Below are 15,237 nucleotides of genomic sequence, written 5' to 3'. Positions count from 1 at the left end.
ATATAAAAACTAAATTAAATGTACACAAAGCGTAATTATTCTTTAAAGCAGATTCTACTTTGGACACGGAAAGATATTTTTTATTTCGTAATACTTTCAACAGTACCTGTAATACTTTATACCGTTTTTCGTTGGTATTGGTTACATTTACCTTGGCTACCTATTAGTTTAATAGGTACTGCAGTAGCTTTCATTATTGGTTTTAAAAATAATGCTTCTTACGACCGTTTATGGGAAGCACGAAAAGTTTGGGGAGGCATTGTAAATACTTCTCGATCTTTAACTATAATGCTTAACGATTATGTAAATAATGAACATGCAAAAAAAATACTTTCAGATCAAGAATTATTCGAAATTAGAAGACATTTATATTGCGTCACATAGCTTGGATGAGTTCGTTACGTCACGCTTTACGCACACCAAAGTCTTGGGAAGCAGAACCAAGAAAGAAAACTGGTATAGACTATAGAAAACACTTAGAAATTAGAGAGCAAAAATATTCACTTGAAGAAGAACTAAAAGGCTATTTATCTGAAGAAGAAAAGGACTATGTTTTAAGTAAAAAAAATAAGCAAGCAGCCTGTTTAAATTTACAATCAAAACATTTAAGTGCACTTAAAACTGAAGGCTATGTTTGGGAATTTGCCCATTTAGAGATTGAAAAGATGTTTGTTGAATTATTTACTCTTCAAGGTAAAGTAGAACGTATTAAAAATTTCCCTTATCCTCGTCAGTTTGCCACATTAAATAAGTTTTTTGTTTGGATTTTTGTTATTCTCCTACCATTTGGTATGATGAATGAATTTGATAAAATTGGGATAATCATCGTTGAAAGCATGGAACAATACAAACCTTATCCTAATTCAGGATTCCATTATTTAATAGAATTAATGGGGCATTATTTTATATGGTTTACTGTGCCTATTAGCGTCATCATATCATGGGTTTTTAATACTATGGAGCGTGTAGGTGAAGCCTCTGAAAACCCTTTTGAAGGAGAAGGCAATGATGTGCCAATTACAACAATGTCTCGAGACATAGAGATTGATATTCGTCAAATGATTGGTGATCATGAAAATAATATACCTAAACCAGAGCCTGAAAAATTTAATACTCAATTATAATTTTATGTTTCGGCTCAAATTCTAGGAGCTATTTTTGCAAGTGGTTTACTAAAATTTACATTCTCTAAAAACTTAACGTTAGGAACTACAATTCCTTCTGGCTAGTTAGTACAATCGTTCATTTTAGAATTTGTTCTGACTTTCTTTTTAATGCTTACAATTTTAGGAGTAACATCTAAAAAAGAATTTTCATATATAGCAGGTCTTATAATTGGATTAGTTGTTACTGGAATTATTTTATTTTCAGGTCCAATTTCTGGAGGCTCGTTTAATCCTGCGAGAAGTTTGGCACCTGCAATTGTATCTGGAAACTTCATTGCTCTTTGGGTTTATATTACTGCACCAACTTTAGGAGCAATAGTCGCAATGTTAATTTGGAATTCATTTAACAAAACGGAGTAAAGCCAGCAGGTAACAACGTATATAAAAAATTGCTGCAAAGTGCTTAATTCATTGGCTTTTTTATATATTTATGGTCAGTTTAAATTCGAAAGGTTGGTGATTATTTACACGCAACTTTTCATATACAAACACGTTGTACACAATATTAGAGCAACTGCAATCTGATTGAAAAACACAACGGAATTGACCTTTTTAAGAAAGATTCTGCTCTAAAAGTTTTCAGAATATTTTAGAAATGCATCCCGCAATAGTATAAAATTTTCCAACCACATCTGCTCTGCTTAAAATTTTATATACTATCGTTTCAATTAATCACTTAAACCCTAATCGCTTATAGCTTTGTTGTGTGTGTAGGTTTTATTTTTTTAGGAATATCTTGCTGTTTGCATTTGAATCTATAACTTCTAATTTATTGATTTGAGAAATATTATCTTGATTAATGTCATCATTTTCTATAATAATGGCAAAAGACTCTTGCTTTAAATTAATTGATTCAAAATTTTCATTGGAAATATTTTCAATTTTTCCTTCGCTATAAAACTGACTGGAGTAACTTTTTCTATTCAAATAATACAATTCATATTGAGATAAAACGTCGTGTTCTAAAATATACTTGTCCGTATTCATGTGATATTTTACTCGATTTTCCAACAGAAATATTGCTGTAGCTATTACGACCAAGACTGGAAAAATAAGACTCACACGAAGCGCTAGTCTATTGTTCTTCTGATTTGGCCAATAATGGCTTATCAACAAAGCGATAGGCACAATAGATGGCAAAATATAGGTATGAATTAAACTGCTTGAAAACGTAAAGAAAAACGGGGTCCATAATAACCATAGCAAAAGAAATGTCACCCATTTGTTTTTCAAAATCTCTTGTCGCAACTTCCAAAGTTTTACAGCTAAAACTTGTATCCAAGGAAAGGCGAATGCAAATAGAAAAACCCAAATGATTCCCAAAGGCTGCGTTTTTGCGAAACCATATTTATCGCCATCCCAACCGTCAGAGTCAAAAAAACGTTTAAAATGTTCGCCAATGATAAAGTATTCAAGAAACCCTTTGGTTTCCTGCTCCGCCAGATAATACCACGGTACGGCAATGAGCAACATTAATAAAAACCCAGAAAATAAAGGTGTGTTATTAAAGAACGTCTTGAATTGTTTAAAATAAAGGGTGAAAATAAAAAGTGGTGGAATGGTTAAAATAAAAACGATAGGTCCTTTAGCTAATAGACCAAACCCTAAAAACACATAAAATAAATAATGCCAATGATTAACTTTTTCAATAAGAATAGTTTTCCAAAAACTTAAAAAAACCATGGCCACGCATAAAGCTAAAAACGTATCTGTGGATACCACGCCAGCGTGTAATAAAAATTCTGGAGTAGTCAATAACACAAAGGCACACACCAAATAAGCTCTGCGGGATTCTACAAATTTAGAAACGACAAAGAGTATAAAAATTGTGGCTAACAGATAAGGCAGACGCACAGCAAATTCATTCACGCCAAAAACTTCCATACTTAAGGCGGATAACCAAGTGGATAAAGGCGGTTTGGCCCAAAAAGGCACGCCGTAATCAATTTGTGGCGTAATATAATTATTGGTTTCCTGCATGATGCGGGCAATCTCTGCATAACGAGCCTCAGTTTTGTCCATTAATGGCACTATGGCATTCAGAAAGCCTCTCAAAACAATTAGTAATCCAATGCCAATCTCGTATTTATATCTTTTAATTAACCTCACGATACTTTTTTTTTATTAAATAAAATTCAAACCACATTCTAAAAAAATAAGTCAATTTGACCTTAGATCCACCAGTATCAATCCAAGATTCTAAAGGGATTTCTCGGGCAATGTGTTTTAATTCTTTTTTGGAATAAAGATTGATAATGCGAAAAAAGATTTCAACATCAAATAGCCATTTAGATATAAACTCCTTTTCAAAGACTTTAAAAGCTAAATCAGTTTTGAATATTTTACAACCACATTGGGTGTCATAAATGGCTATACCAAGAATATTGGAAATCACAGTCGCCACCATTCGCCCAGAATAATGCCTAAACGAAGAACGGATAATTGTATTATCAACTTTTGAAATTCGAGATCCCAAAACTAAGAGTACCTTATCATTGAGATTTTTAGATAAAGTATAACATTCTTCTAAGGAAACCGCCAAATCGGCATCAATATAAGCGATATTACTAGGCTTTAAATTTTGAGTTTTAAGATACAACACCGCCGATCTTATCGCTTCTGCTTTACCATGATTGCGAATAGAAACATAGATGTGAACACGATTCTCATACGACGCTTTAATTTCTTTTAACACAGAAATTGTATTGTCAGTAGAGCCATCGTCAGAAAAAACAAGATTGACGTCTAGCGTGTGTTTTAAAAAGTTGATATAGCTTTGCTTGTCAATTCTTTGAACTTCGTTAAAACAAGGAATAATTATTATCATTATAGGATGTAAATTTAACTGTTTGTATTAGGAGATAGTTGGTAGTTGTACAAGTCACATGGTTTACACTATGTGCCTTGACCGTAACAACTTACACACAACTTCTGTTTTTAATAAATAGTCGCCTTGCGTTTTTAATTCTTCAATTAATGCCATCATTTAAAATTTAAATTTAAAACCTACCATATGATTACCTTCAAAATTTGAATACGTTAATTCCATATGTTCTTGTTGATATTCCGTTGTGAATAATAAATTACTACCCAAACCAATGGCTGCGCCAGCGATTACATCGAGTATATCGTGCTTATTACTATCTATTCGGCTTGCAGCAGTAAATCCTGCCAAAACATAGGATGGAATTGCATATTTAAATCCGTATCGTCTATGGACGTATCCAGCGCTATGAAAAACGGTAGAAGTGTGACCAGACGGAAAAGAGTTATCATTGCTCATATCTGGACGTTGCTTGTTTATACTATACTTTAAACCATAAGTTACACCTACGGTAAGCAGCAATCCTTTTGTAAATTGCCAAGCACCTTTTTCATCGCCAACTATAAAACTTGTAGCTAAAGTGGCTGTTGGTAAAGCAAAAAGAACGACATCGCCAATTTTTTGAGTTGTGCCAACTTGAGGTTTGGTTTCGCTCGTGTCTTGAGCTTGAATTTGGAATGTCGTTAATATTAAAAACAGACATATTAGGTAAAAGATAATGTGTTTTGAGAATGCGTTAACCATTTGCGTATTTGAATTGTTAGTTCAAAAAACGCAAGTATTTTAAATTAAATTTTAACGGGTTAGTACAGAATAAATTTTCTGCACCTTTTTAGATATTTTAGGTAAGTTGTTTTTTAAATTGAGTTGGTGTTAAACCCTTGAATTTCTTAAAAGTAGCATTAAAAGAAGACTTTGAGTTAAATCCCACGTCATTTGCAATTCCCAGAAGTGTAAAATGGTTATTTTGGTCGTTTTTAAGTCGGTTTATAAATTCTTCAACGCGATATTGGTTTACAAAATCTTGAAAACTGATTTGCATATGTTCATTCAAAACTTCAGAAATATATTGTCGTGGAATATCTAACTTTTCGGAAACATCGTGAATAGATAATTTGCTATTTAGAAAAAAATTATCAACTTCCATTGATTTTATTAATTCAGTTTTATAGCGTTCAATCAATTGTTTATTTAGGTTTGAGTTTTTATATTTTGGTGTTTCCGTTTTTGGTATAATTCCTATTTTTTTATTCATTAAACCATAAGCAATAAAGTAAAATAGAAAAGCGATTACGAGAAGTTGATAACTATTAAAATCCTTGTCGTCGAAAATAGCAAATTCAAGTAATCCAAAAGATTTTAAAATATCATTCAAAGCAGGCAAAGCCAAAAGTAAGGAAATGGGAACAGCAAAATACAATAACCAATGTTTCTTTTTGCTATTTATAACTGCATAAATAATATAAATCAAATAACCTACGAACGTAAATTCTATTAGCATTTCAAACACTTCAACAATCATCATTTCTTTTGGGTACATAATTTCGATTGCCTCAAGAATAAAATATATGATGTTAGGTAAAAAGAAAAGTAAATCTTTGGTATTAAAACTTGATTTACCATTTCTGTAATACCTAAAAAATAGGAATAGGAATGTTACAAAAAGTGAACTATCAAAAAGAAACCAATCTGCATTTGATACGAACAAATTATTATCATCGTCACCAATAATGTAAAAGACAACCGAAAGCAGACTTCCGAACAATAACCAAAAGGTAGTTTTCTTATATGATTTACGATTAATGAACAATACGCAAAGGACAAAAATACCTTGCAATAGAGCTATTATTTGGAGTGTTTTAAACATTTGTTTGTTTTAACATTTGGCAATATATTAAAATTTGTGGATTTGATTACCATTCCATACACTTTTACGCCATCTACATAAGCCAACGTAAAAAAGAGTATTCCATTACATTGGAAAAGAAACATTTTGCAAGAAAACTTTTGTGGAACTTTAGTACTTTTAAAGAAAGTTTGTCGGAATTTAAAAATATAACGTAAAAAATTAATACAAACCCTAAAAGAAAAGTTTGAACTGAAAATCTGTGAATATCGCAAGATTTGTGCTAAAAAAATACTGTGTACAATAACTAAGCGTTCGTGTGGCCGGTACGGCCCAACATGAACGCACTGTTGACTAAACCGGTTCTTTGCCGGTTAGCCATATATGGGGATTAATATGTTTTTCGGAGGTCAAATTTGTTAGGTAAGGCAGCTAAGCTCTATGCGCAATTTCAGGTTTTTGCTATTAATCGATGATGCCACTGCTTTTTACTATATTTTTTTACTGGGACTTACGGGATTTACTATCATTTTGATCGCTTTGGGCCATAGGTTTCCTGTTACGCCCGGAAGGATCGTTTTTCATACTCATTTATTTGATTGTTTTCTTAGTTTTTCCATCCAGTATCTTGGTGGGCCTCGTGCCATAAAAGTAGTAAGTGTCACCAATTTTCCTTTCTTGCACACCGGGCAAAGCTGGTTTTGTAGTGGTTGGCGCTCTTTGAGTTGCACCCGTCCCAGGCTTTGCTGTAGCTGGGTAATCGTAATTTTTTTGTGGTAGGAGCTCAAGATTCCATAATGACGGATGCGAACAAAGCCTTTGGGAAGTATGTGAAGAGCGAACCGCCTGATGAACTCTGCATCAGATAAACGTAACAAGGATTTTCTTCCCCCGTGGCGGTAGTCCTTTACAGAAAATGTAACGCTTTTATTATCCAGGTTTTTAATTCTGTGGTTACTGATGGCGATCTTATGGGTATAGCGACCGAGGTATTCCACCACCTGAGCGGGACCTAAAAATGGACGTTTACAATAAACTACCCAATCATATTTAAAAAGGCTTTCGTAGAAGTCTTTAGATTGTGGTTCCAGTTCCTTGCGAAGGGAAGCCACAAAACGGGCCCTAAAAACCTTGCTCATAGCCTTGACCGGGAACAGGTATTTTCCATTGCTTTTTGCAGATTTCCATTGACCGCTTTGGGCAATACCACCCCCGGGAACAATACAGTGCAGGTGTGGGTGCAAAGAAAGGTTTTGCCCCCAGGTGTGCAGGATGGCGATCATCCCAGGTTTGGCACCCAGGAATTTATGGTTGGATGCAAAATCCTGGATCACCTGCCAGGTTATTTTAAACAGTAGAGGATACATTTTTTTAGGCTCATACAGGCATAGGCGGTTGAGGGCTGATGGCAATGTGAAGACCACGTGGAAGTAAGGCACGTTTAAGAGTTCTTCTTCCCGTGCCCGGATCCATTCCTCCTTTTTATGCCCCTGGCACTTGGGACAATGGCGGTTCCGGCAACTATTATAACTAAGGTGGAGCCGATGGCAGGAAGGATTGTTACAACGGTCGATATGGCCACCCAGGGCAGCAGTGCGGCATTTGCGCAAGGCGTGCAGGGTTCTTGTCTGCCAGGTGTTGTAACAATATTTGGATAAAGATTCCGTATTCCTTTCCAGAACCTGGGCCACCTCATAGGCAGCAGGTCTCACGGCTACTTCTTGTATAGTCGGTCCAACGGACTGAAGGGCTTCTGCCTACCGAGTTGTGCCACGTGCAAGTAGGTGAGGGTGGTTTGGATATCTGCGTGTCCCAGTAAATCTTTGACACTGATAATATCCAATCCCATCTCCAAAAGGTGGGTGGCATAACTGTGCCGCAGGCTGTGGGTAGTGATATTTTTCTGGATCCCGCTGTGTTTACGGGCTTCCCGAACGATCCATTGCACCCCCATTGCCGATAACTGGGCTGGGTTTCCTTTCCTGTTGTAGCCATTAAAACACCAGGTGGTAGGATTATCTGCAGCGATATATTTTTTTAAGCCACGGATCTGCATCTGGGATAATGGAACATAACGGTCTTTTCTTCCTTTTCCCTGGCGGATGTGAAGCATTTTACGATCAAAATCGAGGTCTTTGAGCTGAAGGCTGCGAAGTTCAAAGCAGCGAAGGCCACAACCATAAAGCATTGCCAGTACCAACCGGTGTTTGAGAAGTTTGGGTGTTTTAAGCAGTTGTTTTACTTCACTACGGCTTAATACCACCGGGAGTTTGTGGGGACGTTCTATGGAAGGCAACATAACCCGCATTGCTTTCATACCAGAGATACGATAGGCATAGCGAAGACCATAGACCGTATGCTTGAAGAAACTATCCGATGGTGTTTTGTGCTGCGATTTCAAAAGATGCAGGTAATCCAAAACCTGTTCTTCATCGAGATCAAGGGGACTACATTTAAAATGGAGGGACATATGCGCAAGGCAGCGGGAGTAGTTAGTAAGGGTACTTTGACTTTTACCGGCGAGTTCTACGGAACGTTTTAATTTACGGTAGAGTTGGTCGAACTCAGGAACACAATTACAGGCCCTATCAATGAGGGTACTACTTTTTTTTCATAACTTTCAATGAATTAATTACACAATACCTAAAGGTAGTGAATAGTGATTTAGATCTCTTGAAGCTACCTTTAGGTTTAGTTCAACAACGTATATAAAAAATAGCGGTTTAAGTGCTTAAACGAAAGATAAATAATAAAATAAAGGTCAGTTGTAAACCGAAAAATTAGGGCTTAAAAATCCGCTACTTTTCATATACAAGACCGTTGTACACAAGCTGATGAAAACCAAGTTACATATATTCAAAATTGTTGCTAAACATTTAAGCTTCACAAAAGCTGCCGAGCAATTGTATATTTCACAGCCTGCTATATCCAAGGCAATTAAAAATTTAGAGCAAGAATATAAAACAACGTTATTTATTCGAAAAAGAAACTCGATAGAAATGACCAAGGAAGGAAAGTCATTTCTTATATACGTTAATAAAATTTTAGCTATCTATTCTGAAATGGACGAACAGTTTCTACATAAGAAAGAAACCTTCCCAAAACTAATAAACTTCGGAGTAAGCACAACCTTGTCTAACTACATTATACCTAAAATAATTGCGAAGTTTAGAGTACAATTTCCTGAAACAAATTTTAACATAATCAGTAATAATTCTGAAAATATTGAAAATTTAATTTTGAATCAGGAAATTGATTTCGGAATTACTGAAGGAAGTATTTCGAATCCAAAATTACAATTTGAAAAATTTATTAAAGATGAAATTGTCCTCGTAACCAATGTTAATAATAATTCTTTTAAAAAAGGAAGTATCGATATCGAAAAGTTGCAAAGAATTCCAATGATTGAACGTGAAAAAGGTTCTGGAACTAAAGTAATTATTAATAAATTTTTATTGGAAAATAATATCAAAAAGCTTAATGTAGCAGTAACTTTAAACAGTACTGAAGCTATTAAAAATTATTTATACAATTCTGATGATTATGCACTTCTTTCAATTAGTGCTATCACTGAAGATTTGTTAAATAATAAACTCAAAATTATAGATATTAAAGATTTAAGTATTGAAAGGTGGTTTTATTTTGTAAAAAGAACAGGTTATCTTTCAAATACCGTGGAATATTTCGAAAAATATATTCGGCTTAACTATAACTTTTAGTTATCTCAAACAACTAATTAATTTGCTTAAAGGTTATTAATTCAATCTACTTTTGTATCAAATAATACTAAATGATATGAAAGAGATTTTTTCAAAAATAGTTTACTTCCTTATAATTATTATTGCCCTTTTAGGCATTATAAACAGTCCAACTGCATTGTTACTTGGTTTTGTATATACACTTATTTTCAATAATCCGTTTAAAGCATACAGTCATAAAGCAATTCATTATTTTCTAAAAATTTCGGTTGTAGGGCTGGGCTTTGGGATGTTTATCAAAGAAACTTTGGAAACAAGTAAAGAGGGATTAAGTTTAACTATATATTCAATATTTTTAACCGTATCGTTAGGTTTGTTGTTAACAAGACTTTTGAAGTTAGATTTAAAACTAGGTCATCTAATTACATCTGGAACAGCAATTTGTGGTGGAAGCGCAATTGCTGCAATTTCCCCAGTAATTAAAGCTAAAAGTAAAACTATAAGTATTGCTTTAGGTATCGTATTTCTATTAAACTCTATTGCGTTGTTTGTGTTTCCTGCAGTCGGTCATTTTCTAAATTTAACACAAGAACAATTTGGCTTATGGTGTGCTATTGCTATACACGATACAAGTTCGGTAGTCGGAGCTGCGCTAGGTTATGGAGACGAAGCCTTGAGAATAGCAACAACAGTAAAACTATCTAGAACTTTGTGGATTATCCCTTTATCAATTTTTTCAATGTTTCTATTCAAAACAAAAGGAGAAAAAATAAAAATTCCTTACTTTATTGTTTTATTTATTATTGCGATTATTATTAATAGTTACCATATTTTACCTGAACCAGCTACTAATTTTATTGTATTAATGGCTAAACGATTATTAATAATAACATTGTTTCTTGTAGGTTCTACCATTTCTATAAAAGATTTGAAATCTACAGGAATGAAACCCATTGTATTCGCACTAACTTTGTGGATTTTTATTTCAATTTTTTCATTAATATATATATTGAACTAAAGCCGGTGTACAATAACTAAGGATTCGGCTCGCCGATAGGCCAGAGCTGAATCCTGTGTTGACGAATCCGGTTGATTTGCCGTCTATGGGTAAAACGTTAAGTTAAGGGAAGGATTTTTGGAGGTTACGCTGGTATTCGTGTGGTCAAGAAGCATAGAAGTCGATTATTTTATAACATTTTCCGTGGCTTTTTAGTGGTTTCAATTTACGATCTGTGGTTTTTATCGTTTAATTTTTAAAGTCAAGACATAGCGCAGCCCGTCCGCATATGCAGAATAATTTTTAGTTGCTCCTATTCAATTTTCTATCTTTTAGCAAAACGCGCCAATTCTCGGGTGGCCCACGGTCATTGAACAACAAAATAGTATGCATTTTCCCTTTTTTACAGACAGGACATCGGCGGTGTAAAAGTGGCTGTATTGTACTGACAGCTTCTATTTTTACAGTAGCCAGCTCCGCCTGTAGTTTTGGCAACTTCTCCTTTTTCCAGCTGCTGCTCAACATACCATAATGCCGTATCCTGGTAAATCCCTTGGGTAAAATATGCAGGGAAAAACGTCTGATAAATTCTGTACTCGACACCGTTAAATTGACTTTCTTGCCTGCACGACGGTAATCCTTGGCTGTAAAGGTTATACTTCTGTTTTTACGATCGACATCCGTAATCCGATGGTTGCTGATCGCTATTTTATGGGTATATCTGCCCAGGTATTCAATGACATATTTTGGACTTCTAAAAGGTTGTTTGGCATAGACCACCCACTTTTTACGGAACACTTCATTGTAAATTTTCTGAGGGATCTTTAAGCCACTCCTTCTAAGCTCTGCGATATATTTTGCCCTGAACACTTGGCTCATTGAATTTACATTGAACAAGTAGTTGCCTTTGTTCTTTACAGTTTTCCATTGTCCCGATTGGCTCTGACCACCGCCTGGCACAATGCAGTGCAGGTGTGGGTGCAGACTCATGTTCTGGCCCCAGGTATGCAGCACCGCAATCATCCCCATCCTGCCACCGAGATGCTTGGGATTGTCACCAAATTGCTGCAGGGTCTGCCAGGCAGCCCTGAACAGACTGCCGTACAGGATTTTGCCGTGGCTCAGGGCATAGCTGTTAAACTCGCTTGGAAGTGTAAACACGACATGAAAGTAGGGGACGTCCAATAGCTCGTTCTCCCGTGCCCTGATCCACTCTTCTCGCTTGTGTCCCTGACAGGTTGGGCAATGCCTGTTCCTGCAACTGTTGTAACTGATGTGGAGCCCGTGGCAACAATCGCATTTATCAATATGCCCGCCCATGGCCTTGGTCCGGCACCTCTTTATGGCCTGCAGGGCACGGTAATGCCAGGAGGTCAGGCTCAAGTTTTTGAGCTGTAGCTGTTCCATTTCTAAAATGTCAGCGACCGTATGTTTGGGGCGCATTACCCGTAGAGCTTATCCAGTGGGGAAAACTTGGAACCACTGGGCAGATTGGCCACATGCAGATAGGTCAGGGTCATCTCGATATGCGCATGGCCCAAAAGTTCCTTTAGGCTGACAATATCAACCCCATATTCCAACAAATGGGTGGCAAAGGTGTGCCGCAAGGTGTGGGCCGTAATCTTTTTGGAACTACCGATTTTACTGCGGTTTTCCTTGATCACCCAACGGATGCCATTGGTGGTCAGCCCACGCGACTCCCCGTCTTTGGTGACCTGACTGTTGAAAAGATAACACTGCGGATTTTCCGTGTTGATATACGTCTTTAGTCCTCTGACCAAATATGCGCTCAAGGGAACATAACGGTCGATCTTACCTTTTTTCTTGGGAACAAAGACCGTTCTTCGATCAAAGTCGATGTCTGCCAACTTGAGGTTGCACAGTTCGTAGCTGCGAAGGCCACAGCCATAGAGCATCCCAATAATCAAACGGTGCTTAAGATACTTCGGCGCTTTTAAAAGACGCTTCATTTCTTCCTGGCTTAGAACAATCGGCAGTTTCAAGTCCCGTTTGATCTGGGGCAAAGCCACGCGCTTGGCCTCCATGCCCATGACTTTGTAGGCGGCCCTGAGCCCAAAAATGGTGTGCTTGAAGAAACTTTCGGAAGGGGTTTTGTGGAGTTTTTGGCAATGGTACAGATACGCCTCAATATTTTCCACCGAGAGCGTTTCCGGGCTTTGTTTGTAGTGCAAAGCGAGGTGGGCCAGGCACCGGAGATAATTGTTCAGGGTGCTTTTGGCCTTGCCATTGATGGAAAAGCTCTGCTCCAATCTGTTCTGGAGTGTGCGGAAGCCTGCTACTTCCTCAAAAGCGCGCTGGGCAATGGTTCTACTTTTTTTTAAACATGATATTAGATTTAAAATTTAGCTACAAATTAATAAATCTATTACATTTACGGTAGGGACATCCAATCTGAACTGTTCAGGCGGGCTTCCGACCGGTAGGGAGGATTCGTTCAAACCCGCCCAAGATCATTACCCCAAAGGTCTTCAACGGTTTGTACAATATATTTTCCATCCAATGGAAGCGCAAATGTGCCGCAAACCCCATTTCCTTCACACTGTGATGAATTTGATGAAATTTCCATAAAAACCGATATTTATGCAATAATACGTGTGTGTACCATTGCACCAGGTCCAATATCATAAAAAAGATGAACAATTGTAGCCAATTGGGGTAGGCGGACATGTCCAGCAAGGTTAAGCTACCTTCCTTTATTCCAAGATCACTGAATAAAAGCGAAAGTATTTTATAAAAACCACTGACAGCAATGGCAAAGAGAAAGAAATTAAAAAACATATAAAATCCGTCCAGCCAAAAATCCTTTCTAAAAATAGATTGGTTCTTTCGCCAGGGAAATGCAATTTCCAAACCCCATACCACTAGGGATATAACGATCAATCCCCAAAAATAATTATTATACCATGGGACATCAAATATTATAGACCTCCAAGTCCAATTTACCATGCCCAAAAAAGACGAGGTAAACGCGTTCAAATACTTTTCAAAAAACATTTTTTTTACTTAATTATCCTTTATTCATTTAGGGTATACCATTCAATACCGCTCAGATTCTCTCTCCTCCCCTTATTAATGGAAGGATAATTGGTCACCAAATAATTAATGATGATATCTTCATTTTTGCCAAGGTCCCATAAATTCTGGGTTTCCTGCATCCATCTAATGGTCTCGATCCACATTTCCCGGTCCATGCGGTTTTGGATCACCAAATCTGCCGAATGGCAATTGGTACAATTATTGACCACGACCATTAAGCCCTCCGCATCCTTAAGTCCGGTCCTGATATGGATACCGTCCTCGATCTTATCCCAATCATCCTCTTCATCTTCCAGCGGCAACGTAACCAACTCGGTATCCGGTCCATCCGTATTAAAAGAGAAGGAAGATGGGGAAACCATATACGCTACGAACAATATTCCAACAAGGAATATCATTATACAGGATACCAGGAGAACGTTGTATATAGACCTTATCTGCTTCTTAAAATTATCGTGCTCCTTCATTTATACAATCTTTACAGCAATTCTATGGCAGGCATTGTTAAGGTATCCCTTGGGGTTCCATCCCGGTACCAACATAGGCTGACTCTCCCCATTGGAATCTACGGCACGCGCCCAAACCTCATAATAGCCAGGCTTTGGAAATTTGATACTGGCCTTAAAATGTTGCCAAGCCAATCTATTTATCGGTTTTTCCAAGGTACAGGGAGACCAGTTTACCCCAAAATCTATGGAATAATGCACCTCGTTCACTTCCAACTCCCCCGCCCAAGCATGTCCACGTATGTTCAGGGATTTATCTTTGGACAGCTGTGCCCCGGATTTTGGAAAGGTAATCAGGGATTTCACCGGCATGGATTCAATAATGCACATATCCTCATCTTTGACATCCTCACCGGGAGCAACAGGACTACAGGGCATTTTATATGAGGAACCCATCATTTTCTCCCCGTCGTGCACAATGTTACGCACACTGATCCTATTAACCCATTTCCCGGAGGTAGACGCAGGCCAACCTCCGCAAACCAATCGCAATGGAAAACCGTGCACCAGGGGAATATCTTCCCCGTTCATCTGAAATGCCAACAAGGTTTCGTCCTGATTGGCCTTGGACATGGGCACGCCCCTGGAAATCGGTTCTTTGGTAGGGTCGCCGCTTAGGTGTTTATCTATCCCATGGTATCCTATATAAACTGCATCGTTCTTGATACCGACCGCCTCCAGAACATCCCGAAGCCTTACACCTGTCCAACTAGCACAAAAAACAGCTCCAATATCCCACTGATTTCCTTTGGCGGGGGGATAGAATTCCTTTCGGCCATTACCTCCACATTCTAATGTAAGCTGATAGGTATGATGTTTAAATTTGGATTTCAGTTCATCCAAGGTAAAGGTTTTTTCCTCTTTTACGGATTCCCCATCAAAAGTTAGTGTCCATTCTTTTTCATCGATATCTTCAGGTACTTTTCCGTTGTTCCTTACAAAAATATAGGGATTGGGTGTTACCTTATCGTCCAAAAGATGTGCAATGGCCTCCATATTCCATGGCTTGCTGTTGAGTACCAACATTTCCTTGTCCTTTGCGAACAGTTTTGTTTATTTCAACTGAAAAGTATACCACTATTTCATTTCAAAAGTATACCATTTTAAATTAATTAACAACGGTATCCCTGTTCCCTGGGGGTA

General features: G+C 37.2%; 14 protein-coding genes and 2 pseudogenes. 5 read left to right on the top strand and 11 right to left on the bottom strand.

Annotated elements, in window-relative coordinates:
• Positions 1 to 18: 18 nt before the first annotated feature.
• The 3 genes from DET49_RS18785 to DET49_RS18975 all read left to right on the top strand — a co-directional run bounded on the left by DET49_RS18785 (position 19) and on the right by DET49_RS18975 (position 1,526).
• The gene (locus DET49_RS18785; protein WP_243729716.1) at positions 19 to 384 is read left to right on the top strand and encodes a bestrophin family protein; all 366 of its coding nucleotides are present in this window, start codon (positions 19 to 21) and stop codon (positions 382 to 384) included.
• A 5-nt stretch (positions 385 to 389) separates the two neighbouring features.
• Entirely contained in the window at positions 390 to 1,124 is a 735-nt protein-coding gene (locus DET49_RS17655; RefSeq protein ID WP_243729715.1) for a bestrophin family ion channel, read from the top strand.
• Positions 1,125 to 1,274: 150 nt separating this feature from the next.
• On the top strand, positions 1,275 to 1,526 hold the full coding sequence (locus DET49_RS18975) for an aquaporin (protein ID WP_208109672.1): 252 nt from the start codon (positions 1,275 to 1,277) through the stop codon (positions 1,524 to 1,526).
• Between the two features lie 357 nt (positions 1,527 to 1,883).
• Here the strand turns inward: DET49_RS18975 and DET49_RS18605 are convergent, their stop codons facing one another.
• The 6 genes from DET49_RS18605 to DET49_RS17620 form a co-directional block, all read right to left on the bottom strand.
• Positions 1,884 to 3,275, bottom strand: a complete 1,392-nt coding sequence (locus tag DET49_RS18605; protein ID WP_243729713.1) for an ArnT family glycosyltransferase — start codon at positions 3,273 to 3,275, stop codon at positions 1,884 to 1,886.
• Complete coding sequence (locus DET49_RS17640) at positions 3,262 to 3,993, bottom strand: glycosyltransferase (RefSeq protein WP_208109667.1); 732 nt, start codon at positions 3,991 to 3,993, stop codon at positions 3,262 to 3,264. Before DET49_RS17640 ends, DET49_RS18605 begins: the two co-directional genes overlap by 14 nt.
• Positions 3,994 to 4,152: 159 nt before the next feature.
• Entirely contained in the window at positions 4,153 to 4,734 is a 582-nt protein-coding gene (locus tag DET49_RS17635; RefSeq protein WP_133550075.1) for a phosphatase PAP2 family protein, read from the bottom strand.
• 97 nt (positions 4,735 to 4,831) lie between these two features.
• Positions 4,832 to 5,857 (bottom strand): helix-turn-helix domain-containing protein, encoded by a 1,026-nt coding sequence (locus DET49_RS17630; protein ID WP_133550073.1) that lies wholly within the window; start codon positions 5,855 to 5,857, stop codon positions 4,832 to 4,834.
• A gap of 566 nt (positions 5,858 to 6,423) precedes the next feature.
• The gene (locus DET49_RS17625) at positions 6,424 to 7,563 is read right to left on the bottom strand and encodes an IS91 family transposase (protein WP_083634200.1); all 1,140 of its coding nucleotides are present in this window, start codon (positions 7,561 to 7,563) and stop codon (positions 6,424 to 6,426) included.
• Positions 7,551 to 8,306 (bottom strand): tyrosine-type recombinase/integrase, encoded by a 756-nt coding sequence (locus DET49_RS17620; RefSeq protein WP_133550071.1) that lies wholly within the window; start codon positions 8,304 to 8,306, stop codon positions 7,551 to 7,553. The genes DET49_RS17625 and DET49_RS17620 overlap by 13 nt, the downstream gene beginning before the upstream one ends.
• Before the next feature lie 364 nt (positions 8,307 to 8,670).
• On the opposite strand from DET49_RS17620, the gene DET49_RS17615 reads away from it, so the two are divergent.
• Both DET49_RS17615 and DET49_RS17610 read left to right on the top strand, forming a co-directional pair.
• On the top strand, positions 8,671 to 9,555 hold the full coding sequence (locus DET49_RS17615) for a LysR family transcriptional regulator (protein ID WP_028284074.1): 885 nt from the start codon (positions 8,671 to 8,673) through the stop codon (positions 9,553 to 9,555).
• A 76-nt stretch (positions 9,556 to 9,631) separates the two neighbouring features.
• A complete protein-coding gene (locus DET49_RS17610; protein WP_028284075.1) occupies positions 9,632 to 10,552 on the top strand; it encodes a YeiH family protein in 921 nt (306 codons plus the stop codon).
• A 282-nt stretch (positions 10,553 to 10,834) separates the two neighbouring features.
• On the opposite strand, the gene DET49_RS17605 is transcribed toward DET49_RS17610, so the two are convergent.
• The 5 genes and pseudogenes from DET49_RS17605 to DET49_RS17585 all read right to left on the bottom strand — a co-directional run.
• Positions 10,835 to 11,974, bottom strand: coding sequence for an IS91 family transposase (locus DET49_RS17605; protein WP_133550069.1), 1,140 nt, complete (start codon positions 11,972 to 11,974; stop codon positions 10,835 to 10,837).
• Positions 11,974 to 12,801, bottom strand: a complete 828-nt coding sequence (locus tag DET49_RS17600) for a tyrosine-type recombinase/integrase (protein ID WP_240337937.1) — start codon at positions 12,799 to 12,801, stop codon at positions 11,974 to 11,976. The genes DET49_RS17605 and DET49_RS17600 overlap by 1 nt, the downstream gene beginning before the upstream one ends.
• 184 nt (positions 12,802 to 12,985) lie before the next feature.
• Positions 12,986 to 13,546: pseudogene (locus DET49_RS17595) on the bottom strand (sterol desaturase family protein); the annotation flags it as partial.
• Positions 13,547 to 13,566: 20 nt separating this feature from the next.
• Complete coding sequence (locus DET49_RS17590) at positions 13,567 to 14,055, bottom strand: monoheme cytochrome C (RefSeq protein WP_133550067.1); 489 nt, start codon at positions 14,053 to 14,055, stop codon at positions 13,567 to 13,569.
• Positions 14,056 to 15,144 (bottom strand): annotated as a pseudogene (locus DET49_RS17585) (sulfite oxidase); the annotation flags it as partial.
• Between the last annotated feature and the right edge of the window lie 93 nt (positions 15,145 to 15,237).

Origin of the sequence: Salegentibacter sp. 24 (assembly GCF_004362395.1) — a bacterium.
Taxonomy (GTDB): Bacteria; Bacteroidota; Bacteroidia; order Flavobacteriales; family Flavobacteriaceae; genus Salegentibacter.
The sequence above is the reverse complement of the archived record's forward strand: the minus strand, read 5'-3'. Positions and strand labels throughout refer to the sequence as shown.